We start from the raw sequence: 23,368 nt of genomic DNA on the forward strand, positions 1-23,368 counted from the left end.
GGTCATGACGAAGATCGTCAACCACTGGATCGGCGGCAAGACCGTCGAAGGCGCGTCGGGGAACTACGGGCCGGTCACCGACCCGGCGACCGGCGCGGTCACCACGAAGGTCGCGTTCGCGTCCGTCGACGAGGTCGACGCGGCGGTACAGGCGGCCAAGGACGCGTTCGTGTCCTGGGGCCAGTCCTCGCTGGCCAAGCGCACGGAGATCCTCTTCAAGTTCCGCGCGCTGCTGGACGCCAACCGCGACGCGATCGCGGAGCTGATCACCGCCGAGCACGGCAAGGTGCACTCCGACGCGCTCGGCGAGGTCGCCCGCGGCCTGGAGATCGTCGACCTCGCCTGCGGGATCAACGTGCAGCTGAAGGGCGAGCTGTCGACCCAGGTCGCCAGCCGCGTGGACGTGGCCTCGATCCGCCAGCCGCTCGGTGTCGTCGCCGGCATCACGCCGTTCAACTTCCCGGCCATGGTGCCGATGTGGATGTTCCCGATCGCCATCGCGACCGGCAACACCTTCGTCCTCAAGCCGTCCGAGAAGGACCCGTCGGCCTCCCTGAAGCTCGCCGAGCTGCTCGCGGAAGCCGGTCTGCCGGACGGTGTCTTCAACGTCGTCCACGGCGACAAGGTGGCCGTCGACCGCCTCCTGGAGCACCCGGACGTCAAGGCCGTCTCCTTCGTCGGCTCGACCCCGATCGCCCGCTACATCCACACCACCGCCTCCGCCAACCACAAGCGCGTCCAGGCGCTCGGCGGCGCCAAGAACCACATGCTGGTCCTCCCGGACGCCGACCTCGACGCGGCGGCGGACGCTGCCGTGTCCGCGGCCTACGGTTCGGCGGGCGAGCGCTGCATGGCCATCTCCGCGGTCGTGGCCGTGGGCGCGATCGGCGACGAGCTGGTGGAGAAGATCCGCGAGCGCGCCGAGAAGATCAAGATCGGCCCCGGAAACGACCCCACCTCCGAGATGGGCCCGCTGATCACCAAGGTCCACCGCGACAAGGTGGCCTCCTACGTCACCGGCGCGGCGGCCGAGGGCTGCGAGGTCGTCCTGGACGGCACCGGCTTCACGGTCGAGGGCCACGAGGACGGCCACTGGATCGGCATCTCGCTCCTCGACAAGGTCCCCACCACCGCCAAGGCCTACCAGGACGAGATCTTCGGCCCGGTCCTGACCGTGCTGCGCGTCGACACCTACGACGAGGGCATCGCCCTCATCAACGCCTCGCCGTTCGGCAACGGCACCGCGATCTTCACCCGGGACGGCGGCGCCGCCCGCCGCTTCCAGCTGGAGGTCGAGGCCGGCATGGTCGGCGTCAACGTCCCGATCCCGGTCCCCGTCGGCTACCACTCCTTCGGTGGCTGGAAGGACTCCCTCTTCGGCGACCACCACATCTACGGCAACGACGGCACGCACTTCTACACCCGCGGCAAGGTCGTCACCACCCGCTGGCCCGACCCGGCGGACGCGCCGGCGGGCGTGGACCTGGGCTTCCCGCGCAATCACTGAGAGCGGGGAGCTCGGGGGTTCGGGTGCGTCGGCGGGTGCGGGTTCGTCGTGGTTGCTCGCGCAGTTCCCCGCGCCCCTGAAGAGCTGGGGCTGCGCCCCGCTCTTCCAGGGGCGCGGGGAACTGCGCGACAAGCCCCCCACGCACCCGCACCCGGCCGCCGACAGACCCGACCGAGCTCCTGGCCGCCGTACCACGACCGCGGTATACGAAAACGGTCGCGTACCCCCACGGGATGGCCCGGGATTCACTCCCCGGTCGATAACTGACCGACAGCTTCACCCCGTACCGTTGACGCATGGATCTTCGACGCCCCCGGTGGCTCCGGCACCGTTGGGCCACTGCCGCGGTCGCCGCCGTCGTCGTACTCGCCGGCGCCGGCACATGGACGGCCGTCGCCGACGACAGCAAGCCGTCGGTGAACCGCACCGACCGGATGATGTCGCTGGACGGCGTCCGCATCGACACGTCGTACTTCACGACACCCGGTGACGAGAAGCGCCCCGCCGTCCTCCTGGGCCACGGCTTCGGCGGCAGCAAGGACGACGTCCGCGCCCAGGCCGAGAAGCTGGCCCGCGACGGCTACGCCGTCCTCACCTGGTCGGCGAGAGGCTTCGGCAGGTCCACCGGAAAGGTCGGCCTGAACGACCCGAAGGGCGAGGTCACCGACGTCGGCAAGCTGATCGACTGGCTGGCGAAACAGCCGACGGTCCAGCTCGACAAGCCCGGCGACCCCCGCGTGGGCATGGCGGGCGCGTCCTACGGCGGCGCGATCTCCCTCCTCGCCGCAGGCCACGACGACCGCGTGGACGCCATCGCCCCGGCGATCACGTACTGGAACCTCTCGGACGCCCTCATCCCGAACGGCGTCTTCAAGAAGCTCTGGGCCGGCATCTTCGTCAACTCCGCGGGCGGCTGCGAGAGGTTCGAGCCGCGGATCTGCGCGATGTACCAGCGCGTCGCCGAGTCCGGCGTCCCGGACGCGGCGGCCGAGAAGATGCTCCAGGAGCGCTCGCCGTCGGCGGTCGGCGACCGGATCAAGGTGCCCACGCTCCTGCTCCAGGGCCAGACCGACTCCCTCTTCCCGCTGAACCAGGCCGACGCCGCCGCGAAGGCGATCCGCGCCAACGGCGCCCCGGTTGACGTCGACTGGATCTCCGGCGGCCACGACGGCGGCGACATGGAGACGAGCCGCGTCCAGACCCGGGTGGCGAACTGGTTCGACCGCTACCTCAAGGACGACAAGGGCGCCGACACCGGCCCGGCCTTCCGCGTCACCCGCACCCTCGGCACCGGCACAGGCGACGGCGAGACCCGCCTGAGCGGTGTGAGCGAGGACAAGTACCCCGGCCTGGAGGCCGACGAGCGCACCATCGCCCTCACCGGCCGCGAGCAGAGCTTCGTCAACCCGGCCGGCGCCAACCCGCCCGCCGTGTCGGCCCTGCCGGGCATCGGAGCCGCCCTCGGCGGCGGTGGCGGCGGTGGCGAGGAGGACGGCGGCGCGGGAGGCGGTGGCGGCGGGGGCGGGGGCCTCTCCCAGCTGTCCAGCCTCGGCGTCTCGCTCTCCCTCGACTTCCCCGGCCAGTACGCCGCCTTCGACTCCGCGCCCGTCCGGGACGACCTCCGGATCACCGGCTCCTCCACGGTCACCGTCCATGTGAAGTCGACCAGCGACGACGCCGTCCTCTTCGCCAAGCTGTACGACGTCTCCCCGGGCGGCCGCCAACAGGTGCTGCCCGCCCAGCTGGTCGAGCCGATCCGCGTCGAGGACGCCAAGGCAGGCAAGGACGTCGCCGTCACCCTGCCCGCGATCGACCACGAGGTCGAGGACGGCCACCGGCTCCGTCTGGTCCTCGCCTCCACCGACCTCGGCTACGCCTCCCCGGCCACCCAGGCGACGTACACCGTCTCCCTCAAGGGCGACCTGAAGGTGCCGACGGCCCTCAGCGACACCAACGCGCAGGCGTCGATGCCCGCGTGGGTGTGGTGGCTGCCGCTCGCCGGCGCGGTCGTCGCCCTGGTCCTGATCGTCACCGGCCGCCGCCGCACGGCCGCGCCCGCCGCCCCCGAGCCGGTCCTCGCCGAAGTCCCGCTCCAGATCACGGACCTGAGCAAGCGGTACGCCAAGTCGGCCGACCGGTACGCGGTCAGGGACCTCTCCTTCCGCGTCGAGAAGGGCCAGGTCCTCGGCCTGCTCGGCCCGAACGGCGCCGGCAAGACGACCACCCTGCGCATGTTGATGGGCCTGATCAAGCCGGACGGCGGCGAGATCCGCGTCTTCGGCCACGCGATCGCGCCCGGCGCCCCCGTGCTGTCCCGCGTCGGCGCCTTCGTGGAGGGCGCGGGCTTCCTGCCGCACCTGTCCGGCCAGGAGAACCTGGAGCTGTACTGGCGGGCCACCGGCCGCCCGCCGGAGGACGCCCATCTGGACGAGGCCCTGGAGATCGCCGGCCTCGGCGGCGCCCTGGAGCGCGCGGTGCGCACCTACTCGCAGGGCATGCGCCAGCGCCTGGCCATCGCCCAGGCCATGCTCGGCATGCCCGATCTGCTGATACTCGACGAGCCGACCAACGGTCTCGACCCGCCGCAGATCCGGGAGATGCGCGAGGTGATGATCCGCTACGCGGCGGCCGGCCGCACGGTCATCGTCTCCTCCCACCTCCTCGCGGAGGTCGAGCAGTCCTGCACCCACCTGGTGGTCATGGACCACGGACAGCTCGTCCAGGCGGGCCCGGTCGGCGAGATCATCGGCTCCGGCGACACCCTGCTGGTCGGCACGTCCGCACCGCTGGAGGAGCCCGTCGTGGAGAAGGTCGCCGCGCTCCCGGGCGTGGCCTCGGCCGTCATCGCCGACGGCGGCCTGCTGATCCGCCTCGACGAGGACGGCAGCCCCGCCCGCCTGATCGCCGAACTCGTCCGGCTGGAAGTCCCGGTGGAGTCGGTGGGCCCGCACCGCCGCCTCGAAGACGCCTTCCTCACCCTGATCGGAGACTCCGCATGAGCGAGCTGAGGTGCAGCGGAGGTTGGGGGTCCGCGGAGCGAAGCGGAGTGGGCACCCGGCCGGAGCGGAGCCGAAGCGGAGCTCAGCAGAAGGAGGAAGCATGAGCAGCAGCACGCTGATGGAGCGCGCGGAGGTCGCCGACGGCTACCGCGCGGGCCGGACGCTGCCCATCCGGGTCGAACTGGTCCGCCAGCTCAAGCGCCGCCGCACGATGGTCATGTTCGGCATCCTGGCGGCCCTGCCGTTCGTCCTGCTCATCGCCTTCCAGGTGGGCGGCAGCCCGGGCTCGGAAAACGGCGGCGTCAACCTGATGGACACCGCCACCCTGTCCGGGGCGAACTTCGCGGCGGTGAACCTCTTCGCCTCCGCGGGCTTCCTGCTGGTCGTCCCCGTCGCGCTGTTCTGCGGGGACACCGTCGCCTCGGAGGCGAGCTGGTCCTCCCTGCGCTATCTGCTGGCCGCGCCGGTGCCCCGGGCCCGGCTGCTGTGGTCCAAGCTCGTCGTCGGACTGACCCTCAGCCTGGCCGCGATGGTCCTGCTGCCGGTCGTCGCCCTCGCCGTCGGTTCGGTGGCGTACGGCTGGGGCCCGCTGGAACTGCCCACCGGCGGCTCCCTGGCCGCCGGCGCCGCCGCCCAGCGGCTGCTGATCACCATCGGGTACATCTTCATCTCCCAACTGATCACCGCCGCCCTGGCGTTCTGGCTCTCCACCCGCACGGACGCCCCCCTGGGCGCGGTCGGCGGCGCGGTCGGCCTGACCATCGTCGGCAACGTCCTGGACCAGGTGACGGCCCTCGGCGACTGGCGCGACTTCCTCCCGGCGCACTGGCAGTACGCCTGGCTCGACGCCGTACAGCCCCAACTCCAGTGGTCCGACATGATCCAGGGCGCGTCGATTTCGATAACGTACGCCCTCGTGCTGTTCGCGCTGGCCTTCCGCGGTTTCGCCCGCAAGGACGTGGTGTCCTAGGTCAACGGAGGGTCACCCACCGGTCTCGACGGCCGTCCCCCGTGGCCTCTTCGAGATCCTTCCGCAACGGTTCGTGGCGCACGTTCCGGCCCCCTTCCCCGTCACAGTCACAGAAGTCGACGGACGAAGGGGGCACGGACGATGGACCGGTACCGAACACGACGACTGCGCACGGCACTTCTCGCACTCACCGCGGCGGGCGGCCTGCTGCTCACCGGATGCGGCGCGAGCGACGACGGCGGGCGGCGCGACAACAGCTCCGAGGACCGCGCCGAGGGGGCGACCGGTTTCCCGGCCCCCGACAACGACCGCGAGTACGACCGGGGCACGGACGACGAGGAACGGGACCCCGCCCCCGACCACCTCTCCACCTTCGCCCTCGACGTCGACACCGCCTCCTACGGCTACGCCCGCCGCACCCTCGCCGAGGGCCGCCGCCCGGACCCCTCGACCATCCGCCCCGAGGAGTTCGTCAACAGCTTCCGCCAGGACTACGACCGTCCCGACGGCAACGGCTTCTCGGTGACCGTCGACGGCGCCCGCACCGACGAGGAGGACTGGTCCCTGGTCCGCGTGGGCCTCGCCACCCGCGGCACGCCCGAGCGGGCCGACCAACGCCCTCCCGCCGCCCTCACCTTCGTCATCGACATCTCCGGCTCCATGAGCGAACCGGGCCGCCTCGACCTCGCCCAGGAGTCCCTCGGCACGATGACGGACCGCCTGCGCGACGACGACTCGGTCGCGATCGTCACCTTCAGCGACGAGGCCGAGACGGTCCTGCCGATGACCCGCCTCGACGGCAACCGCGACGAGATCCACGAGGCGATCGAGGGCCTGTCACCGACCTTCTCCACCAACCTGGGCGCCGGCGTCGAGACCGGTTACGCCACCGCCGTCGAGGGCCGCCGCGAGGGCGCCACCAACCGGGTCGTCCTGGTCTCCGACGCCCTCGCGAACACCGGCGACACCGACGCCGACACCATCCTGGAGCGCATCGACGGCGCCCGCCGCGAGCACGGCATCACCCTCTTCGGCGTCGGCGTCGGCAGCGACTACGGCGACGCCCTGATGGAACGCCTCGCCGACAAGGGCGACGGCCACACGGTGTACGTGTCCGACCAGGACGACGCCGAGCAGGTCTTCTGCGAGCAACTCCCGCGCAACATCGACCTCACCGCCCGCGACGCCAAGGCCCAGGTCGCCTTCGACCCCGAGAACGTCACCGACTTCCGCCTCATCGGCTACGACAACCGCCGCGTCGCCGACGACGACTTCCGCGACGACCGCGTCGACGGCGGCGAGATCGGCCCCGGCCACACCGTGACCGCCCTCTACGCCGTCCGCACCAAACCGGGCGCCGACGGCCACCTCGCCACGGCCACGGTCCGCTGGCAGGACCCCGAAACCCGCGACCCCCACGAGGAATCAGGCCAACTGCGCACCCTGGACGACTCGGTCTGGGACGCGAGCCCCCGCTTCCAGGTGACCGCCGTGGCCGCCTGGTTCGCCGACGCGCTGGGGGACGGCGAGCACCGGGTGCCGGGAAGGCCGTCCCTCATCAAACTCGCCTACCGGGCGGACGACTTGGCCGAGCGCACCGAGGACGCCGCCGTACGCCGACTCGCCGAGACCATCCACGAGGCGAGGCGTCACACCGACTAGCGGCTCAGCTCTTACGCGCCCCCTTGGGTGCGAGCAACTGCTCCCGCAGCACCGTGAGTTGATGCGAGGTGTCCACCGCCCGCGTCTCGTCCAACGCGGTCAGTGCCAGCAACAGCACATCGGCCACCACCAGCGCCGTGAGCGCCTCCGAGGTGATCCCGGTGGGTGTGTGCGGCGCGGTGAGCACCGCGTCCACCCGGTCCCCGAACTCCTCCGCCAGTTCATCGGTGACCAGCACCACCCGGGCCCCCACCGCCCGGGCCCGCTCCACCAGCACGGTCAACTCGGTGAGCGCCCGCCCGGGCTGGAAGATCACCACCCCGTCCCCCTGCCGCAACGCCAGCAGATGGTCGGCGAGGGCGAACCCGGTCGCCCCCGCGAACCGCGCCCGGCGTCCGATCCGGCCCAGCGACAACGCCAGGTGCCGGGCGGCCGGTTCCGAGGCGGCGATCCCGAAGCAGTGGATCTCCCCGGCGTCCGCGAGCGCCGCCACCGCCTCCCGCAGCACGCCGGGCTCGGTCAGCCGCCTGGTCTGCTCGATGCGCTCGCGGGCCTCGTCGATCACCTCGCCCCAGATGCCCTCCAGGTCCCGCCCCACATGGGCGATCCGCTGCTTCAGCCGCACCTCGGGGGCCACGGAGGAGGTGAACCCGGCCGCGAGTTCCCGCTTGAGGGCGGGCAGTCCGGCGTACCCGAGGCGCTGGAGCGCGCGCACGACCGTGGCGTTGCTGGTGCCGCTCGCCGTGCCCAGCTCCTGGGCGCCGGCGAAGAGCAGCTGCTCCACGGGGGCGCTGACCAGGTACTGGGCCACCGCGCGCTCGGACGCGGAGAGGCTCTCCCAGTGATCGCGCACAGCCGCCCGCAGCCGGGTCACACCCTCGCCGAGGTCCCCGTGATCTGGAATTTCCATTACAGACATTGACTTCCTTGTGACGGCCGTTACTCTCCTGGGCAATGCATTCCAAGTGGAGAGCTTCTCGTAACCAACGTTACAAGCCTCCCGTGTCGAGGAGAAGAATGGCACCCCCCTCCCTGCCCCTGGTCGAGATCTCCGGCGCCCCGCGCGACCGCGGCCGCCAGTACGGCGAGGCCGTGCGCCCCCAGCTGCGCGCCGCGCTCGCCTACTACGAGCAGGCCTTCGGCCACTCCACCGGCCTGACCTGGGACCAGGTCACCGCCCGCGCCGCCCGCTGGCGCGAGCCGGTCGGCTCGTACGCCCCCCACCTGCTGGAGGAGATGCGGGGCATCGCCGAAGGCGCCGGCGTACGGCTCCTCGACGCGCTGGCGCTCAACGCCCGCGGCGAGGTCCTCTACGACAACTCCTTCGCGGCCATGGACACCTCGCCGGACCCCTCGGGCGGGCGCGTCGAGGAGCCCGCCGAGGGCTGCACGTCCTTCGCCGCCTACGGCCCCGCCAGCGGCGACGGCCACGTGTGGGCGGGCCAGAACTGGGACTGGCGGGCCGGGGTCGCCGACACCGTCGTGATGCTGCGGATCGTCCAGCCGCCCGCCCCCACCCTGATCATGCAGGTCGAGGCCGGCCAGGTGGGCCGCCAGGGCGCCAGCTCCGCCGGGATCGCGCTCAATGCCAACGGCCTCGGCGGCCGCTTCAGCGACGCGGTCGGCCTGCCGCAGACCGTCGTGCGCCGCGCCGTCCTGGACCAGTCCGCCATCACCGACGCCCTCGACGTGCTGTGCCGCACCCGCGCCCACATCGCCTCCAACGCCCTGCTCACCTGCCGCGAGGGCTACGCCGTCGACCTGGAGACCACACCCGCCGGACACGGCTGGCTGTATCCGGCCGACGGCCTGCTCGTGCACGGCAACCACTACCAGGCCGGGGTCCCGGCGGCGATCGCCGCCGACTACCGCCCCCTGTCCCCGGACTCCCTGGTCCGCGTCCCACGCGCCGAACAGGGCCTGCGCGCCCTGCGCGGCTCCACCGGCCCCGACGAGTCCCGCAAGCTGATCAAGCAGGCCATGTCCGACCACCTGGGCCTGCCCGAGTCCCTGTGCACCCACCCCGACCCGCGCAGACCCGCCGTGGAGCACTGGACCACCCTCGTCTCCTCCTGCGTCGACCTGACCACCGGCGACTACCACGTGACCGCGGGCACCCCCTGCGACCGCGACTACCAGCACCTGCCCTGGAACCTCTACGACGGCCCGCACGGCGACGACAACAGCCGTAACTGACACAGGAGTTCACGCACATGAACAGAAACAGGCGGACGGCGGTGGCCGGCGTCCTCGTCGCCACCGGACTGCTCACGGCGGCCTGCAGCGGCGCCGACACCACGGCCGGCACCGGCGAGACGGTCGACGCCGCGAAGCTCCGGCTCACCCCGACCACCCCCGCCGCCCAGGGCGCCGTAGCCAAGGTGGACTGGCTCCTGGAGGACGAGCCCGACTCCCTCGACCTCGACACCCAGGGCAGCAGCGCGGGCCGGGTCGTCCTCACCAACGTCTGCGAGCGCCTCTACCAGCTCCAGCCGGACATGACGGTCGAGCCGTTCCTCGCCGAGAAGGCGACGACCCCCGACGACAAGACGCTCGTTCTCTCCATCAGGCAGGGCGTCACCTTCCACGACGGCTCCCAGCTCACCGCCGACGACGTCCTGTGGAGCCTGAAGCGCCACGCCGACCCGGACATGGAACAGAGCGACGAGTTCACCAACGTCACCTCCCTGACCAAGACCGGCGCCCACCAGATCACCGTCCGCTTCAAGACCCCCGACGCCCTGTTCACCAAGGCCCTCGCGGGCGACGCCGGCATTGTCTGGAACAAGGAACAGGTCGAGAAGGCGGGCCAGGACTTCGGCACCCCCGGCCAGGGCGACGCCTGCTCGGGCCCGTACCGGCTGACGAACTGGAAGTCCGGCGACTCGATCACCATCCGCGCCTACGACGGCTACTGGGGCGAGAAGCCCCTGACCCGCGAACTCGTCTTCCGCTGGGCCTCCGACAGCGCCCTGGTCAACGCCCTGAAGACCGGCGCCGCCGACGGCACCTTCGCCGAGTCGCCCAACACCGCCGCCGCCCTGCGCGGCACCAAGGGCCTCGCCCAGTACTACGGCCCCTCCACCGCCACCCTCGACCTCATCCCCACCGACCGCGGCGGCCTGACGGACCCCAGGATCCGCCGCGCCCTCTCCCTCGCCCTCGACCGCGCGGGCATCGCCAGGTCCGGCTACGGCGGCATGGTCGAACCCTGGGCGACCCCGGTCGGCTCCGGTTCCTGGGGCTACGCGAAGGCGGAATTCAGCGCCGCCCAGAAGGAGTTGGCGGCCACCGCGCCCGCCTCCCCGAGCGCCGAGGACCTCACCGAGGCCAAGAAGCTGGTGACGGAGGCGGGCGCTCCGACCGAGCCCATAGTCATCGGCACGGACGCCAGTCAGGGCCGTACCGTCGTCGCCAACGCCGTACGCGCCGCCCTCCAGCGCATCGGCCTCAAGGGCACCGTCAAGACCGTCCCGACGACCCGGTTCGAGGAGTTCTACAGCGACCCGCAGGCCCGCGCCGGCATCGACGTCCTCGCCGGCGACTGGTACATCTCCAAGTCCGACCCCATGGGCTTCTACGACAACGGCCTGTCCGACTCCTCCAACAACTGGGTCGGCTTCGAGGACGCCACCTACGACCGCAAGGTCGAGCAGGCCCTGTCCACCCTGGACGACACCGAACGCGCCTCGCTCACCATCGACATCCAGAAGCGCTTCGCCGACGCGGCGGTCTGGATCCCCGTCGCCCAGGTTCCCTCGGTCCTCGTCCTGAACGACGAGCTGACCGGCGCGCCCGCCTCCCAGGCGTACCTCTACTACCCGTGGGCGGCCGACCTCGGCGCGAAGAAGGGCTGACCGCCATGGCCGCCCGCTTCGCCCGCCGCCTGGCCGGCTTCCTCGCCACCCTCCTCGCCGCGTCCTTCGTCATCTTCGCCGCCGTGTACGCGGCCCCCGGCGACCCCGCCGTCTTCCTGGCCGGCGGCCGCGACAAACTCACCCCCGAACGCCTCGCGGCCGTCCGCGCCCAGTACCACCTCGACGAACCGCTGGTCGTCCAGTACGGCCGCTGGCTCGGCGACTGCCTCCACCTCGACCTCGGCCGCTCCTTCAAGTACGGCGACCAGGTGGCCGACCTGATCACCTCCCGCCTGGCCACCACCCTCGAACTCGTCGCCTACGCGACGGTGTTGTTCGTCGTCCTCGGCGTCGGCGCGGGGATCCTGGCCGCGGGCCGGCAGTCCACGTGGGTGGACTCGGCGGTCGTCGGCGGGACGACACTGGCCGCGTCCGTGCCCTCCTTCGTGGCCGCGATCGCCCTGGTCTCGCTCTTCGGGGTGCAGCTGGGCTGGTTCCCGGTGACCGGCACCGGCAGCGGATTCACCGGCACCCTGCATCACCTCACCCTGCCCGCGCTCTCCCTGGCCCTCGGCGCCCTCGCCCTGATCAGCAGGGTCACCCGGCAGGCCATGGCGGACGCGGCGGCCTCCGACCACGTCGAGGCGGCCCGCGCCTCCGGCATCCCGGAACGCGAGATCATCCGCCACCACGTCTTCCGCAACGCCCTCGGCCCCATCGTCACCATGTGCGGCCTGGTCATGGCGGGCATGCTCGCCGGCACGGTCGTCGTCGAGACCGCCTTCGGCATCAGCGGCATCGGCTCCCTGCTGGTCGGCGCGATCAACACCCACGACTTCCCGGTCGCCCAGGCCGTCCTGCTGCTCATGGTCACGGGTTACGTCGTCGTCACCACCCTCGTCGACCTGGTCCACCCGCTCCTCGACCCACGCGTCCGCGAGGAGGCCCGCACCGCATGACCGCGCTCGCCCTCACCCCCGTCCGGGTACGACCCCGCCGTCCCGTCGGTGCCACGGTCGCCGCCGGCTTCCTCGCCCTGGTGGTCCTGGCGGCCGTCCTGGCCCCGCTCCTGGCCCCCTACGCCCCGGACGCCATCGACCTGTCGGCCTCCCTCGCCGGCACCACCGGCGACCACCTCCTGGGCACCGACTCATCCGGCCAGGACCTGCTCTCCCGCGTCCTGTACGGCGCCCGCACCAGCCTGATCGCCCCCGTCCTGCTGCTGGCCGTGGCCGCGCTGCTCGGCGTCAGCCTCGGAGTGTTGGCCGCCTGGCGGGGCGGCTGGACGGACGCCCTGGTCTCCCGGGCCACGGACGTCATGTACGCCTTCCCCGGCCTGCTGTTCACCGTCCTGATCATCGCGGTCTTCGGCACCGGCATGACGACCTCCGTCCTGGCTCTGGGCCTCGCCTACACCCCCACGGTCGCCAAGTACACGCGCTCCCTGGCCCTTTCGGAGGCCCGCAAGCCCTACGTCGACGCCTACCGCGTCCAGGGCATGGGCGGCGCCCGCATCTGCGCGATGCACCTCGTCCCGAACCTCGCCCGGGCCGTCACCGGCTATCTGGTCGTCCTCTTCGGCGAGGCCCTGATGTCCCTCGCCACCCTCTCCTACCTCGGCTTCGGCGCCCAACCCCCCAGCTCGGACTGGGGGTTGATGGTTCAGGAGGGTCAGGCTGCCATCGTCCAGGGCGCGCTGCTGCCCGCCCTCGTCCCCGGCACGGCCATCGCCGCGGTCGTCGTCTCCTTCAACGTCGTCGGAGTCCGGGCCGCCGACCGGCTCGGAAGGCAGTCCTAGATGCTCCTCACCCTCGACCACCTCACGGTCCACCTCCCGGACACCGCCCGCCCGGTCCTCGACGACGTCAGCCTGCGCATCGCGCCCGGCGAGGTCGTCGGCCTGGTCGGCGAGTCCGGCTCCGGCAAGTCGACCACGGCCAAGGCGGCCCTCGGCCTGCTCCCGGCCGGGGCACGCGCCTCGGGCGAGGTTCGCGTGGACGACACCGACATCCTCGCCCTCACCGGCGAGGCCCTGCGCCGCCACCGCGCGAGCACCGTCGCGATGATCCACCAGGATCCCCGCGCCGCCCTCAACCCCGTACGCCGGATCGGCGACTTCCTCCGCGAGCGGGGTGCGGACCGCGCGCGGGCCACCGAACTCCTGGCCGCCGTGGGCCTGTCGGACCCGGAGCACCGCCTGCGCCGGCGCCCGCACGAGCTCTCCGGCGGCATGCTTCAACGCGTGATCATCGCCGGCGCGCTGGCCGTCCGCCCCCGGCTCCTCCTCGCCGACGAGGCCACCAGCGCCCTCGACGTCACCACCCAGGCCGAAATCCTCGCCCTGCTGCGCACCCTGCGCGCCGAACAGGACGCCGGGCTGCTCTTCATCACCCACGATCTGCACCTGGCCGCCGCCTACTGCGACCGCGTGTACGTCATGTACGCGGGCCGCATCGCCGAGGAACGCACCGCCAAGGCCCTCTTCACGACCCCCGCCCACCCCTACACCCGCGGCCTGCTCTCCTGTTCGCCCACCCTCGGCGAGACCTCGGGAACCCTGCGCCCCATACCGGGCCGCCCGCCGTCCCTGTACGACACCTTCCCCGGCTGCCCGTTCGCCCCCCGCTGCCCCGACGCCGAGGCGCCCTGCGAGACCTGGCGCCCGGAACCGCTGACGCTGCCGGACGGGGGAGCGGCGGCCTGCCGACGCACACCGGTCACCGCCGCGAGGAGCACCCCATGACCGACAGCCCCCTGCTCGCCGTCGACCGACTGCGCAGGACCTATCCGCTACCCGGCCGCGGCCGCCTCACCGCCGCCGACGACATCTCCTTCACCGTGCCCCATGGCGGCTCCCTCGGCATCGTCGGCGAGTCCGGCTCCGGCAAGACGACGGTGGCCCGCATGCTCGTCGGCCTGGTCCGCCCCGACTCCGGCACCATCACCGTCGACGGCCGCCCGCGCGCGTACGGCACCCCGCGCCGCAGGGCCGCCCGCCTCGCCCGCGCCCGCGAGATCCAGATGGTCTTCCAGGACCCGTACGTCTCCCTCGACCCGCGCCTGACCTCCGCCCAGTGCCTGCGCACCGCCCTGCGCCTGCACGGCCGCGACGAGTCACTGGCCGCCGACCTCCTGGACCGGGTCGGCCTGGGCGAGCGGGAGGCCGACGCCCGCCCGCGCCTTCTCTCGGGTGGTCAGCGCCAACGCCTGGCGATCGCCCGGGCCCTGGCCGTCGACCCCCGCGTGCTGGTCCTCGACGAGGCCGTCGCCGCGCTGGACGTGTCGATCCAGGCGCAGGTCCTCCATCTCCTCGACGAGATCCGCCGCGACACCGGCGTCGCCCTCGTCTTCGTCAGCCACGACCTGGCCGTCGTCCAGCACATCACCGACGACGTTCTGGTCATGCGGCAGGGCCGGGCCGTCGAACAGGGCCCCACCCAGCAGGTCCTGACCGACCCGGCCCACCCCTACACCCGGCTGCTGCTGGCCGCCGTACCGGGCGAGGGCTGGGACCCGGCCACGGCGGTCGAGGCCCGCGGGGCACTCACGCCATGAGACGGCACCGCGCGTGCGCTACCCGGAGCAGACGGACGACACCGCCCGAGCCAGCCCCTCCAGGTGCAGCGCGTCCAGCCGGTACCCGAAGGCGGACCGTACCGAGGCCACGGCCAGCCGAGGCTCACACGAGTTCCTGTCCCGCACCCCCTGCGTCCGCTCCAGCTGCTCCAGCACCTGGGTGGTGATCCGATCCAACTGCGGCCGAACCTCCTTCACCAGGTCCGGCCGCTCCGTGGGCCGCTCCGAGGGATGCGCGTCCCACCGCGCGTACAACCCCCGCTGCACCACCTTGTTCGCCTCGATCTGATCCCGGAACACCGCCTGCACAGCCGCGGGATCCAGCCCCAGCCCCACGGCCCGCGCGGCGACATCGTCCAGGATCTGCTGCTCCCGCACCGGATCGTCGATCGGCTTGTCCGTGCCGTACTTGGCGGCCGCCACCTTGTCGGCCAGCAGCAGCCGCTGCGCGAACAGATCGGTGAGCGGCGTGAGTCCGGGGGCGACGGCCGCCGCCCGCACGGGAGCCGGCGCGGGCGCGGTCGCGGCGACGGCCGGGACGGCACCGGTGAGGGTGACGACCGCCGTGGCACACACGGCGATCAGGACGGGGCGAAGGCGTTGGGGGCGCACAGGCTTTCCTTCCAGGGGGGGGTGGGGGCGCCGGGCCACGACCCCGCGCCGTTGATCAACGTACCGACACGGACCCCGGCACCCGCCCACAGGCCCTCGGAAACTTACCGTCCGCATACCTTCCGCTCGGCCACCACCGGATCGTTCGGAAAGCGGAACGCCGTACGCTCCCACGCCCCCGCAACATTGCGCACGAACCGCCCCGGCGTGAGCGGATCCCGGGTCGCCGCCCGCAGCTCGGCGAGCGCCCCGCAACGCAGGGCGCGCCGGGCCGCGTCGATCCGCGCCGGGTCGGTCCCGGGCGGCGGATCGGCCGGCACCCCGCGGTCGGCGGCCAGCCAGGCGGCCGGCAGCCACTTGTCGTGCCCCACCCGGCCGCCCTCGATCCGCTCCGAGTGCGCGGCCAGCGGATGGGCCAGCCCGATCGGGTCGAGCGCGGCCCCGGCCAGGGGCACGGCGGCCCCGTTGAGCCCGAGCACCACATAACTGGCGGTCACCGAGGGGGAGTCGGCGGTGGTGCGCGGACCGCTCCCGCCGAACAGCAGCCTCGGTGCCCCCGACCGCGCGGCCTCCCGTACCTCCCGCAGGTACCGGCGGTGGTACGGCGACCCGGCGAAGGTGTGGTGCACCGGATACGGGTCCGCGTTCTGCCGTACGTACACCCCGCGTTCGTCGGCGATCCCGGCCGGCCCGATTCCCCCTTCGTACGGCACCCGCAGCCACCCGGCGCTCACCACCGCCCACGCGCCGACCGCGAGCGCCGCGCACACCCCGACCCGTGACACCGGCACCACGAACACGGGCAGCAGCATCAGCAGCAGCCCCGGCAGCAGCATCCGCCCGTGCATGAAGTCCCCGCCGACCTTCACGACGTACACCCAGCACAACACCCCGGCGACGACGGGCGCGAGCGCAGGGACGAGCGCCGGTCCCGCCACACGGCCCGGCCCGCCACCCCGCACCAGCACCAGCACCACGGCGACGACGACCACGACCATCGCGGGCACCCACAGCGCATAGGTGAGCACCAGATCCGCGAGATACCCGACTCCTCGCCCCCACAGACTCCCCGAGGCCTCCTTCGTCACGGCGGGCAGCGGCACCAGGTGCCCGTAATACCCGGCCCGGAACACCTCGTACGCCGCCGGCAGCGCCCCCGCCGCCCCGGCCCCCGCGAGCACGCCCCGCCACGAGGGCCGCACCAGCAGCCACTGCGCCCCCAGGAACACCACCGAGACCAGCCCCAGATCGGGCCGTACCAGCGGACCGAGCCCGAGGAGGACCGAGGTCGCGAGCGACCGGGGCCGGGCCACGAGCGCCAGCCACGCCCCCGCGATCCAGCAGGTGAGCAGCCCCGTCTCCAGCCCCGAGGTGGCGAAGTCCCACACCGGCGGCAGCCCGAGCAACAGCGGCGACCCCAGCGGTACGGCGACCCGCCCGCCGTGCAGCCGCAGCGCCCCGAGCCCCGCCAGCGCGAACCCGGCCCCGGTCAGCGCCAGCCCGCCGTACACCGCCGCCGACACCGGATCCGCCCCCACCGCCCCGGCCGCCACCAGCAGCCACTGCCACAGCGTCCCCGTCGACGACTCCACCCGCTCACCGGCGTTGAACACGGGCCCGTTCCCCGCCAGCACCTGCCGCACGGTCCGTACGTAGTGTAGGCGTCGTCGGACATCCACCGCCGCTCGAACCCGGCGAACACCACGACCACCGCGGGCACCAGCCACACCGCGAGCCGCGGCCACCGGCCCGCGAGGGGCGCGGAATCAGGCGTCGGCATCGGCGGGGGAGGGGAGGTGGTCGGATGCGCGGGGGAGTGCGTCGTCGTCATGCTCCAGTCATCGGACCGCGCCCCGCGGACCTTGACTCCGGTCGGCCGGAGCGAGAGGAATACGCCGGGACCATTGAATTCTGGCTACGCATCAGTAAGTTGACTCCCCAGTAAGAACAGTGGTGAGCACGGCAACACGTCAGCCCGAACGCGACCGGGAGCCGTCATGGGCGTACGCAAGGATCTGAAACGCGCGAAACAGCGCACCGACCTGGCCGCCCGCGCCCAGGTCGAGGTCGTCAGGGACGAGGCCGGCGTCGTCCGAGAGGCGAGCGCCCCGGCCCTGGCTCCGCCCCTGGCCACCGGCAGCATCGCCGACCTGCCCTTCACCAACGCGGCCGAGGCCCCGGACGCCGTGGTCCTGCGCCGCAAACGCGCGGACACCTGGCAGCCGGTCACCGCCGCCGCCTTCGCCCGCGAGGTCACCGCCGTGGCCAAGGGGCTCATCGCCGCGGGACTCGAACCCGGCGGCCGGGTCGCCGTGATGTCCCGCACCCGCTACGAGTGGACGGTCCTGGACTTCGCGATCTGGGCGGCGGGCGGCCAGACGGTCCCCGTCTACGCCACCTCCTCCGCCGACCAGGTCGAGTGGATCGTCCGCGACTCCGGCGCCCGGCACGTCGTCACGGAGAACGCCGAGAACACCGAGACGGTGACCAGGGGGACCGCCGGCCACCAGGAACCGCCCCGCGTCTGGGAACTGGAGGCGGACGCCCTCACCGAACTCACCGCCCTCGGCCGCGACATCCCCGACGAGGAGGTCACCAAGCGGCGCGCCGCCCTCACCCCGGACACCATCGCCACGATCTGCTACACCTCCGGCACCACCGGCCGGCCCAAGGGCTGCGTCCTCACCCACACCAACCTGCACGCCCAGGCCGCCAACACCGTCGAGCTGCTCCACCCGATCTTCCAGGAGGTCACCGGCCTGGTCGCCTCGACCCTGCTCTTCCTGCCGCTCGCCCACATCATGGGCCGCGCCCTCCAGATCGCCTGCCTGATGGCCCGCATCGAGATCGGCCACTGCCCGAGCATCAAGCCCGACGAACTGCGCCCGGCGCTCAAGGAGTTCCGCCCGACCTTCCTGGTCGGCGTCCCGTACCTCTTCGAGAAGATCCACGCCACCGGCCGCGCCACCGCCGAGAAGATGGGCCGCGGCTCCTCCTTCGACCGCGCCGACCGCATCGCCGTCCGCTTCGGCGAGGAGTACCTGAACAGGTTCCTCGACCGCTCCAAGGGCCCGGGCCCCGGCCTCTACGCCGCCTGGGCCCTGTACGACCTCCTGGTCTACCGCCGCGTCCGCAGGGAACTCGGCGGTCGCATGCGCTACGCCATCAGCGGCGGCTCCCCCCTCGACCGCAACCTCAGCCTCTTCTTCTACGCCGCCGGAATCATCGTCTACGAGGGCTACGGCCTGACCGAGACCACCGCCGCCGCCACCATCGTCCCGCCCCTCGGCCCCCGCCCCGGCACGGTCGGCCGGCCCGTCCCCGGCACCGCGATCCGCATCGCCGACGACGGCGAGGTCCTCGTCAGGGGCGGCATCGTCTTCGGCGCCTACTGGAACAACCCCGAGGCCACGGACGCCGTCCTCACCGACGACTGGTTCGCCACCGGCGACCTCGGCGCCCTCGACGAGGACGGCTACCTCACCATCACCGGCCGCAAGAAGGACATCCTCGTCACCTCCGGCGGCAAGAACGTCTCCCCGGCCGTCCTGGAGGACCGTCTGCGCAGCCGTTCCCCCGTCGGCCAGTGCCTCGTCGTCGGCGACAACCGCCCCTTCGTCGCGGCCCTGATCACCCTCGACCCCGAGGCGGTCGCCCACTGGCTGGCGGTCCGCAAACTGCCCGCCGACACCCCGATGGCCGACATCGTCACGGACCCCCGCATGCGCGCCGACGTCCAAAGGGCCGTCGACTACGCCAACCAGGCCGTCTCACGCGCCGAGTCCATCCGCGCCTTCACCCTGGTCGAGGGCGAGTTCACCGAGGACAACGGCATGCTCACCCCGTCCCTGAAGGTCAAACGCCATCGGGTGACGACGGCGTACGCGGCGGAGATCGAGGCCATCTACCGCAAGTGACATCCCGCCACCCGGACACGCGAAACGGCGGGCCACCGGGGAAACCGGTGACCCGCCGCAGCGGTGGGGCTTCAGGCTCAGCCGTTGGCGGCGCCGTTGCCGGACAGGGCCGAGATGTCGTCCAGGATGTGCGACAGCGGCTCGTCGCCCTTGGCCTGCGTCGAGTTCTCGACACACTGCTGGTTCTGCGGGGCCGACAGGATCGGCACGTCCTGGAGGACGCCGACGGCGGCGACGCCGACGAGGCCCTGGAGGTTCAGCTTGGCCGGCAGACCGACACAGGGCTTGTTCAGCGAACCCTGGACCAGCGAGAGCTGCGGGCTCATGTCGCCGAACGTGGCCGAGTTGCCGAACTCCTGCGAGGCGCCGTTGCCGCTCGCGGAGGTGGTGCCGTTGTCGTCACCGATGGCAAGAGCCTGGGGGGCGGCCGCAGCCGAGACGCCGGCGACGGAAGCGGCGATAGCCGCGGTAGCCCACAGCTTCTTCATGTTCATTCCCTTCGAAAAGCGGACTCCGGGGAGGAGCTGCATGATCGTCAACGGCCGAACCCCCGCCGGGGTTGCGCTCTTTGCCCCGATTGGCGCAGCGCACTTCCCCCGCCGCCCGAGCGCCCCTCACGGGCACGCGTAGGCGCTTCCCCGCACCGTGACGGAGTACGTGAAACGCGGTGGATCGAGCGGTTTCGGATCCGCTCCCGCACTGATCAGCGGCCGGTCCTCGCGCAGCCTCGCGAACATCGCGTCCGCCTTCTCGCGGTCCCAGGCCAGCGTCGACCCGATGTCGGGCCTGATCGGACGGAACCCGGCGATCGGCACCGTGGCGAACTCGGTCGCCTCGGCCGGCACCCGGTCCAGCGCCGCCGCCAGCTCCACCAGCTCCACGGCCGAGAAACCCTGCTCGACGCGCCCGGACCCCAGCAGCGTCCTCATCACACGGCCCGCCGCCACCGGATCGGCGAGCAGCCTCTCGCCCCGCACCCCGCGCAACGCGGCCACCAGGAACCGCTGCTGACGCTGGATCCGCCCGAGATCGGCACTGCGGTCCGTCTTCCGCGAGCGCACGTACTGCAGCGCCCGCCCGCCACCGAGCCGATGCCGGCCCGGCTTCAGATCGAGCTTGGTCGTCTTGTCCTTGAGCCGGCGCGCCGTGCACACCTCCACCCCGCCGACCCCGTCGACGGCATCCATGAACCGCCGGAAGTCCAGCTGGAGATAGCGGTCGATCCGCAGCCCCGTCATCGACTCGACGGTCCGCACGGCGAGCGGAGCACCGCCCGCGGCGTACGCCCCGTTGATCTTCGAGGGCCGCGGCGGCCGCTCCCGTCCGGCCTCGTCGCGGTACGCCGGGATCTCCGCGTAGGAGTCGCGCGGCAGGCCGACCACGCTCACGCGGTCGCGGCGCGCGGACACATGGACGAGCATCAGGACGTCCGTGCAGTTGCAGGCGAACCCGCCGGCGTGGAACTCGCGCTTCTCCGCGGCGGTGATGGTGTCCCGGCCGTCCGTGCCCATCAGCAGGACGTTCATCCCCTGCGGGGCGGGTGCGCGGCCCGGGAGTGCGGCGGCGCCCAGCAGGGCGGCCGTGGTCGTCGTCAGGACGATCAGGGACGAAACGGCTCTCTTCAGCGTCACGCGACGCAACGTAAGCCAGCGGGCCGCCGTGGATTCGGCGGCCCGCTGGCCGGGGCTCAGAAACCAGCCCCAGGGCTCAGAAGCCCTCGCAGTGCGATCGGATCAGTGGTTGGCGGCGCCGTTGCCGGACAGGGCCGAGATGTCGTCCAGGATGTGCGACAGCGGCTCGTCGCCCTTGGCCTGCGTCGAGTTCTCGACACACTGCTGGTTCTGCGGGGCCGACAGGATCGGGACGTCCTGGAGGACGCCGACGGCGGCGAGACCGACGATGCCCTGGAGGTTCGCCTTCGCGGGCAGGCCGATGCAGGGCTTGTTCAGCGAACCCTGGATGAGCGCCATCTGCGGGCTCATGTTGCCGTAGGTGGCCGAGTTGCCGAACGACTGCGAAGCACCGTTGCCGCTGGCGGACGTCGTGCCGTCGTCGTTGCCGATGGCCATGGCCGGCGAGGCGGCGCCGACGACGGAGGCTGCGACCGCGGCGGATGCCAGAACCTTCTTGATCACTTGAGTAGTCCCTTTCTGAAGAAACCCCGTCCACCGGAGCGCTCTGGTCAACTGCTCCGGGCCCGCTTGGTTGCTGTCATTCACTCCGATGGCCCACAGGCGATTTCCTGAATTCCAGGGGGTGAACGGGCCGAACGGGTGAAGCGCCGCAACCAATCCGTGCGGCATCGGTTGATGCGAGGGCAGGAAGAGCGCGTCTTGTCTGCCCTCCGGGAAAGGAAAGCGAAATGCTGAAGAAGGCAATGGCCGTGGCGGCGGTCGCCGCGTCCGTCGTCGGTGCCTCGGCGGCGGTTGCCCCCCAGGCGCTTGCCATCGGTGACGACAACGGCACCCACTCGGCCAGCGGCAACGGCGCCCACGGAGCGTTCGGCAACCAGGTGACCAAGGGCGACATGAGCCCGCAGGCCACGCTGGTCCAGAGCTCGCTCAACAAGCTCTGTGTCGGCCTCCCGGCGAAGGCGAACCTCCAGGGCCTCGTCGGCGTCGCCGCCGTCGGCGTCCTCCAGGACGTCCCGGTCCTGTCGGCCCCGCAGAACCAGCAGTGCGCCGAGAACAGCACCCAGGCCAAGGGCGACGAGCCGCTGTCGCACATCCTGAGCGACATCTCGGCGCTGGCCGGCAACGGTGTGAAGAACGGCTGACCCACCGTCAAGAAGATCGCCCGGACATGTGTCCGGGCGATTTTTTTGTGCTGATACACCGTCAATTGACTTTGATGCTACTCAGATGAGGCGTTTCATCCAAGGCGTTCGAGTGAATTACCCGGCGACACACGTTCCGTAGTTTCTTCGGCTGTCTATCCCTCGTTTTACAGCCTGCAGGTCATGGTGCGAGCCGTTCCGACTGTGCTCGCTCGGTTTCGACCGTCACTCCAGGCATGACCGCAGAGAAGGGAAACCTCATGAAGAAGACCGCAGCTGTCGTCGCGGGCGCGATCATGGCCCTCGGCATGGCCGCCCCGGCCTTCGCCGACGCGGGTGCCGAGGGTGCCGCCATCGGTTCGCCGGGTGTCCTCTCCGGCAACGTGGTCCAGGTTCCGGTGCACGTGCCCGTCAACGTGTGCGGCAACACGGTCAACGTGATCGCCCTGCTGAACCCGGCGTTCGGCAACGAGTGCGTCAACGACTGACGACGTAACGCACCAGCCGCTCCGGCTGTGTCACGGCCGGCCCTGGACGTTCTCCATTCGTTCGGGGCCGGCCTTTCCCACTTCTTCAAGCAGTGAGGACAACGAGATTGCGACAGACCCTGGGCAAGGGAATGGTCGCGGCCGCCGCCGCGACGAGCATTCTGTCCCTGTGTGGTGGCCACGCCCTCGCCGACACGGACGCGAGCGGGACCGCCAGGAATTCGCCGGGCGTCGTGTCCGGTGACACCGTGAAGGTGCCGGTCGACGTACCGGTCAACGCCTGCGGAAACTCCGTGGACGGAGCCGCCGCGCTCAACCCGGCGTTCGGCAACTCCTGCGCGAACGGCTCGGCTTCGACGAGGAGCGGCTCGCACGGCAGCCACCACGACGGTCCGGGCCGGGCCTCGGGCCACGACTGGGACTACGACGGCCGGATGCCGGGCTTCTCCGAGCACGGGCCGGGCGGACACGGCGGCGGTCCGGGCGGATACGGCGACGAGTCGGACGGGTACGGCGACACCCCGGGCGGACACGGCGAGACGCCGGGCGGCTACGGGGACACGCCCCCGACCAAGCCCCCCACCACGCCGCCGACCAAGCCCCCCACGACCCCGCCGACGACGCCTCCCACCAAGCCGCCCACGACTCCTCCGACGCCGCCGACCAAGCCGCCGACGTCACCGCCCACCACTCCTCCGACGACGCCTCCCACGACGCCGCCGACCGTCCCGCCCACGACGCCGCCGACCAAGCCGCCGACGTCACCGCCCACCACTCCTCCGACGACGCCTCCGACGACGCCGCCGACCGTCCCGCCCACGACACCGCCGACCACCCCGCCGACCAAGCCCCCGACCAAGCCGCCCACGCTGCCGGACACCGGTGCCGAAGCGCTGCTGGCCGCCTCGGGGGCCAGTGCGGCGATGCTCGCCGCCGGAGTCGTGCTGTACCGACGCGGCAGGGCCGCCTCCCGTCGGTAGTACGTGTCGTCGTGTCGCACCGGG

Annotated in this window: 20 protein-coding genes; 14 read left to right on the forward strand and 6 right to left on the reverse strand. The window is 72.1% G+C overall.

Going from position 1 to position 23,368, the window contains the following annotated elements:
- Positions 1–4: 4 nt before the first annotated feature.
- From mmsA to K4B79_RS45365, 4 genes are all read left to right on the forward strand, one after another.
- A complete protein-coding gene (gene mmsA / locus K4B79_RS45350; RefSeq protein WP_232033322.1) occupies positions 5–1,507 on the forward strand; it encodes a CoA-acylating methylmalonate-semialdehyde dehydrogenase in 1,503 nt (500 codons plus the stop codon).
- A 296-nt stretch (positions 1,508–1,803) separates the two neighbouring features.
- Complete coding sequence (locus K4B79_RS45355; RefSeq protein WP_232033323.1) at positions 1,804–4,506, forward strand: alpha/beta fold hydrolase; 2,703 nt, start codon at positions 1,804–1,806, stop codon at positions 4,504–4,506.
- A 100-nt stretch (positions 4,507–4,606) separates the two neighbouring features.
- On the forward strand, positions 4,607–5,476 hold the full coding sequence (locus tag K4B79_RS45360) for an ABC transporter permease (protein WP_232033324.1): 870 nt from the start codon (positions 4,607–4,609) through the stop codon (positions 5,474–5,476).
- Positions 5,477–5,617: 141 nt separating this feature from the next.
- On the forward strand, positions 5,618–7,138 hold the full coding sequence (locus tag K4B79_RS45365) for a vWA domain-containing protein (protein WP_232033325.1): 1,521 nt from the start codon (positions 5,618–5,620) through the stop codon (positions 7,136–7,138).
- 4 nt (positions 7,139–7,142) lie between these two features.
- Here K4B79_RS45365 and K4B79_RS45370 read toward each other — a convergent pair whose 3' ends face one another.
- On the reverse strand, positions 7,143–8,048 hold the full coding sequence (locus K4B79_RS45370) for a MurR/RpiR family transcriptional regulator (RefSeq protein WP_374208591.1): 906 nt from the start codon (positions 8,046–8,048) through the stop codon (positions 7,143–7,145).
- A 107-nt stretch (positions 8,049–8,155) separates the two neighbouring features.
- Between K4B79_RS45370 and K4B79_RS45375 the strand changes: the two genes are divergently transcribed.
- The 6 genes from K4B79_RS45375 to K4B79_RS45400 are packed head-to-tail and all read left to right on the forward strand — an operon-like array spanning position 8,156 to position 14,550.
- Positions 8,156–9,334: a C45 family autoproteolytic acyltransferase/hydolase gene (locus tag K4B79_RS45375; protein ID WP_232033327.1), complete on the forward strand. Its 1,179-nt coding sequence runs from the start codon at positions 8,156–8,158 to the stop codon at positions 9,332–9,334.
- Positions 9,335–9,351: 17 nt separating this feature from the next.
- The gene (locus K4B79_RS45380; RefSeq protein WP_232033328.1) at positions 9,352–10,995 is read left to right on the forward strand and encodes an ABC transporter substrate-binding protein; all 1,644 of its coding nucleotides are present in this window, start codon (positions 9,352–9,354) and stop codon (positions 10,993–10,995) included.
- Between the two features lie 5 nt (positions 10,996–11,000).
- Positions 11,001–11,954 (forward strand): ABC transporter permease, encoded by a 954-nt coding sequence (locus K4B79_RS45385; RefSeq protein WP_232033329.1) that lies wholly within the window; start codon positions 11,001–11,003, stop codon positions 11,952–11,954.
- Positions 11,951–12,793 carry an ABC transporter permease gene (locus K4B79_RS45390; protein WP_232033330.1) on the forward strand — a complete coding sequence of 281 codons (843 nt, stop codon included), beginning with the start codon at positions 11,951–11,953 and terminating at the stop codon, positions 12,791–12,793. The genes K4B79_RS45385 and K4B79_RS45390 overlap by 4 nt, the downstream gene beginning before the upstream one ends.
- Entirely contained in the window at positions 12,794–13,738 is a 945-nt protein-coding gene (locus tag K4B79_RS45395; protein ID WP_232033331.1) for an ABC transporter ATP-binding protein, read from the forward strand.
- On the forward strand, positions 13,735–14,550 hold the full coding sequence (locus K4B79_RS45400; protein WP_232033332.1) for an ABC transporter ATP-binding protein: 816 nt from the start codon (positions 13,735–13,737) through the stop codon (positions 14,548–14,550). The genes K4B79_RS45395 and K4B79_RS45400 overlap by 4 nt, the downstream gene beginning before the upstream one ends.
- Before the next feature lie 18 nt (positions 14,551–14,568).
- Here K4B79_RS45400 and K4B79_RS45405 read toward each other — a convergent pair whose 3' ends face one another.
- Positions 14,569–15,183 carry a chorismate mutase gene (locus tag K4B79_RS45405; RefSeq protein ID WP_232033333.1) on the reverse strand — a complete coding sequence of 205 codons (615 nt, stop codon included), beginning with the start codon at positions 15,181–15,183 and terminating at the stop codon, positions 14,569–14,571.
- A gap of 104 nt (positions 15,184–15,287) precedes the next feature.
- Positions 15,288–16,826: a hypothetical protein gene (locus tag K4B79_RS45410; protein ID WP_232033334.1), complete on the reverse strand. Its 1,539-nt coding sequence runs from the start codon at positions 16,824–16,826 to the stop codon at positions 15,288–15,290.
- 354 nt (positions 16,827–17,180) lie between these two features.
- Here K4B79_RS45410 and K4B79_RS45415 point away from each other — a divergent pair, with 354 nt between their 5' ends.
- Positions 17,181–19,100 carry an AMP-dependent synthetase/ligase gene (locus K4B79_RS45415; protein WP_232033335.1) on the forward strand — a complete coding sequence of 640 codons (1,920 nt, stop codon included), beginning with the start codon at positions 17,181–17,183 and terminating at the stop codon, positions 19,098–19,100.
- A 77-nt stretch (positions 19,101–19,177) separates the two neighbouring features.
- On the opposite strand, the gene K4B79_RS45420 is transcribed toward K4B79_RS45415, so the two are convergent.
- The 3 genes from K4B79_RS45420 to K4B79_RS45430 form a co-directional block, all read right to left on the reverse strand.
- The gene (locus K4B79_RS45420) at positions 19,178–19,588 is read right to left on the reverse strand and encodes a rodlin (protein ID WP_067445414.1); all 411 of its coding nucleotides are present in this window, start codon (positions 19,586–19,588) and stop codon (positions 19,178–19,180) included.
- A 126-nt stretch (positions 19,589–19,714) separates the two neighbouring features.
- A complete protein-coding gene (locus tag K4B79_RS45425) occupies positions 19,715–20,731 on the reverse strand; it encodes an LCP family protein (protein WP_232033336.1) in 1,017 nt (338 codons plus the stop codon).
- A 102-nt stretch (positions 20,732–20,833) separates the two neighbouring features.
- Positions 20,834–21,235, reverse strand: coding sequence for a rodlin (locus K4B79_RS45430; protein WP_232033337.1), 402 nt, complete (start codon positions 21,233–21,235; stop codon positions 20,834–20,836).
- A gap of 227 nt (positions 21,236–21,462) precedes the next feature.
- On the opposite strand from K4B79_RS45430, the gene K4B79_RS45435 reads away from it, so the two are divergent.
- The 3 genes from K4B79_RS45435 to K4B79_RS45445 all read left to right on the forward strand — a co-directional run bounded on the left by K4B79_RS45435 (position 21,463) and on the right by K4B79_RS45445 (position 23,344).
- The gene (locus K4B79_RS45435; RefSeq protein WP_232033338.1) at positions 21,463–21,876 is read left to right on the forward strand and encodes a rodlin; all 414 of its coding nucleotides are present in this window, start codon (positions 21,463–21,465) and stop codon (positions 21,874–21,876) included.
- A 260-nt stretch (positions 21,877–22,136) separates the two neighbouring features.
- Entirely contained in the window at positions 22,137–22,364 is a 228-nt protein-coding gene (gene chpD / locus K4B79_RS45440) for a chaplin ChpD (protein WP_269464759.1), read from the forward strand.
- A gap of 107 nt (positions 22,365–22,471) precedes the next feature.
- The gene (locus K4B79_RS45445) at positions 22,472–23,344 is read left to right on the forward strand and encodes a chaplin (RefSeq protein ID WP_232033340.1); all 873 of its coding nucleotides are present in this window, start codon (positions 22,472–22,474) and stop codon (positions 23,342–23,344) included.
- Positions 23,345–23,368 lie beyond the last annotated feature (24 nt).

It is taken from the genome of Streptomyces lincolnensis (genome assembly GCF_021173675.1).
Taxonomy (GTDB): domain Bacteria; phylum Actinomycetota; class Actinomycetes; order Streptomycetales; family Streptomycetaceae; genus Streptomyces; species Streptomyces lincolnensis_B.

What these genes read in the sequence shown, in the direction of transcription:
- K4B79_RS45375 (WP_232033327.1), top strand. Translation starts at nt 8,156, where the DNA reads ATGGCACCCCCCTCCCTGCCCCTGGTCGAGATCTCCGGCGCCCCGCGC.
- K4B79_RS45365 (WP_232033325.1), top strand. Translation starts at nt 5,618, where the DNA reads ATGGACCGGTACCGAACACGACGACTGCGCACGGCACTTCTCGCACTC.
- K4B79_RS45400 (WP_232033332.1), top strand. Translation starts at nt 13,735, where the DNA reads ATGACCGACAGCCCCCTGCTCGCCGTCGACCGACTGCGCAGGACCTAT.
- K4B79_RS45360 (WP_232033324.1), top strand. Translation starts at nt 4,607, where the DNA reads ATGAGCAGCAGCACGCTGATGGAGCGCGCGGAGGTCGCCGACGGCTAC.
- K4B79_RS45385 (WP_232033329.1), top strand. Translation starts at nt 11,001, where the DNA reads ATGGCCGCCCGCTTCGCCCGCCGCCTGGCCGGCTTCCTCGCCACCCTC.
- K4B79_RS45395 (WP_232033331.1), top strand. Translation starts at nt 12,794, where the DNA reads ATGCTCCTCACCCTCGACCACCTCACGGTCCACCTCCCGGACACCGCC.
- mmsA (WP_232033322.1), top strand. Translation starts at nt 5, where the DNA reads ATGACGAAGATCGTCAACCACTGGATCGGCGGCAAGACCGTCGAAGGC.
- K4B79_RS45435 (WP_232033338.1), top strand. Translation starts at nt 21,463, where the DNA reads ATGCTGAAGAAGGCAATGGCCGTGGCGGCGGTCGCCGCGTCCGTCGTC.
- K4B79_RS45370 (WP_374208591.1), bottom strand. Translation starts at nt 8,048, where the DNA reads ATGGAAATTCCAGATCACGGGGACCTCGGCGAGGGTGTGACCCGGCTG.
- K4B79_RS45420 (WP_067445414.1), bottom strand. Translation starts at nt 19,588, where the DNA reads ATGAAGAAGCTGTGGGCTACCGCGGCTATCGCCGCTTCCGTCGCCGGC.
- K4B79_RS45390 (WP_232033330.1), top strand. Translation starts at nt 11,951, where the DNA reads ATGACCGCGCTCGCCCTCACCCCCGTCCGGGTACGACCCCGCCGTCCC.
- K4B79_RS45355 (WP_232033323.1), top strand. Translation starts at nt 1,804, where the DNA reads ATGGATCTTCGACGCCCCCGGTGGCTCCGGCACCGTTGGGCCACTGCC.
- K4B79_RS45415 (WP_232033335.1), top strand. Translation starts at nt 17,181, where the DNA reads ATGGGCGTACGCAAGGATCTGAAACGCGCGAAACAGCGCACCGACCTG.
- chpD (WP_269464759.1), top strand. Translation starts at nt 22,137, where the DNA reads ATGAAGAAGACCGCAGCTGTCGTCGCGGGCGCGATCATGGCCCTCGGC.
- K4B79_RS45380 (WP_232033328.1), top strand. Translation starts at nt 9,352, where the DNA reads ATGAACAGAAACAGGCGGACGGCGGTGGCCGGCGTCCTCGTCGCCACC.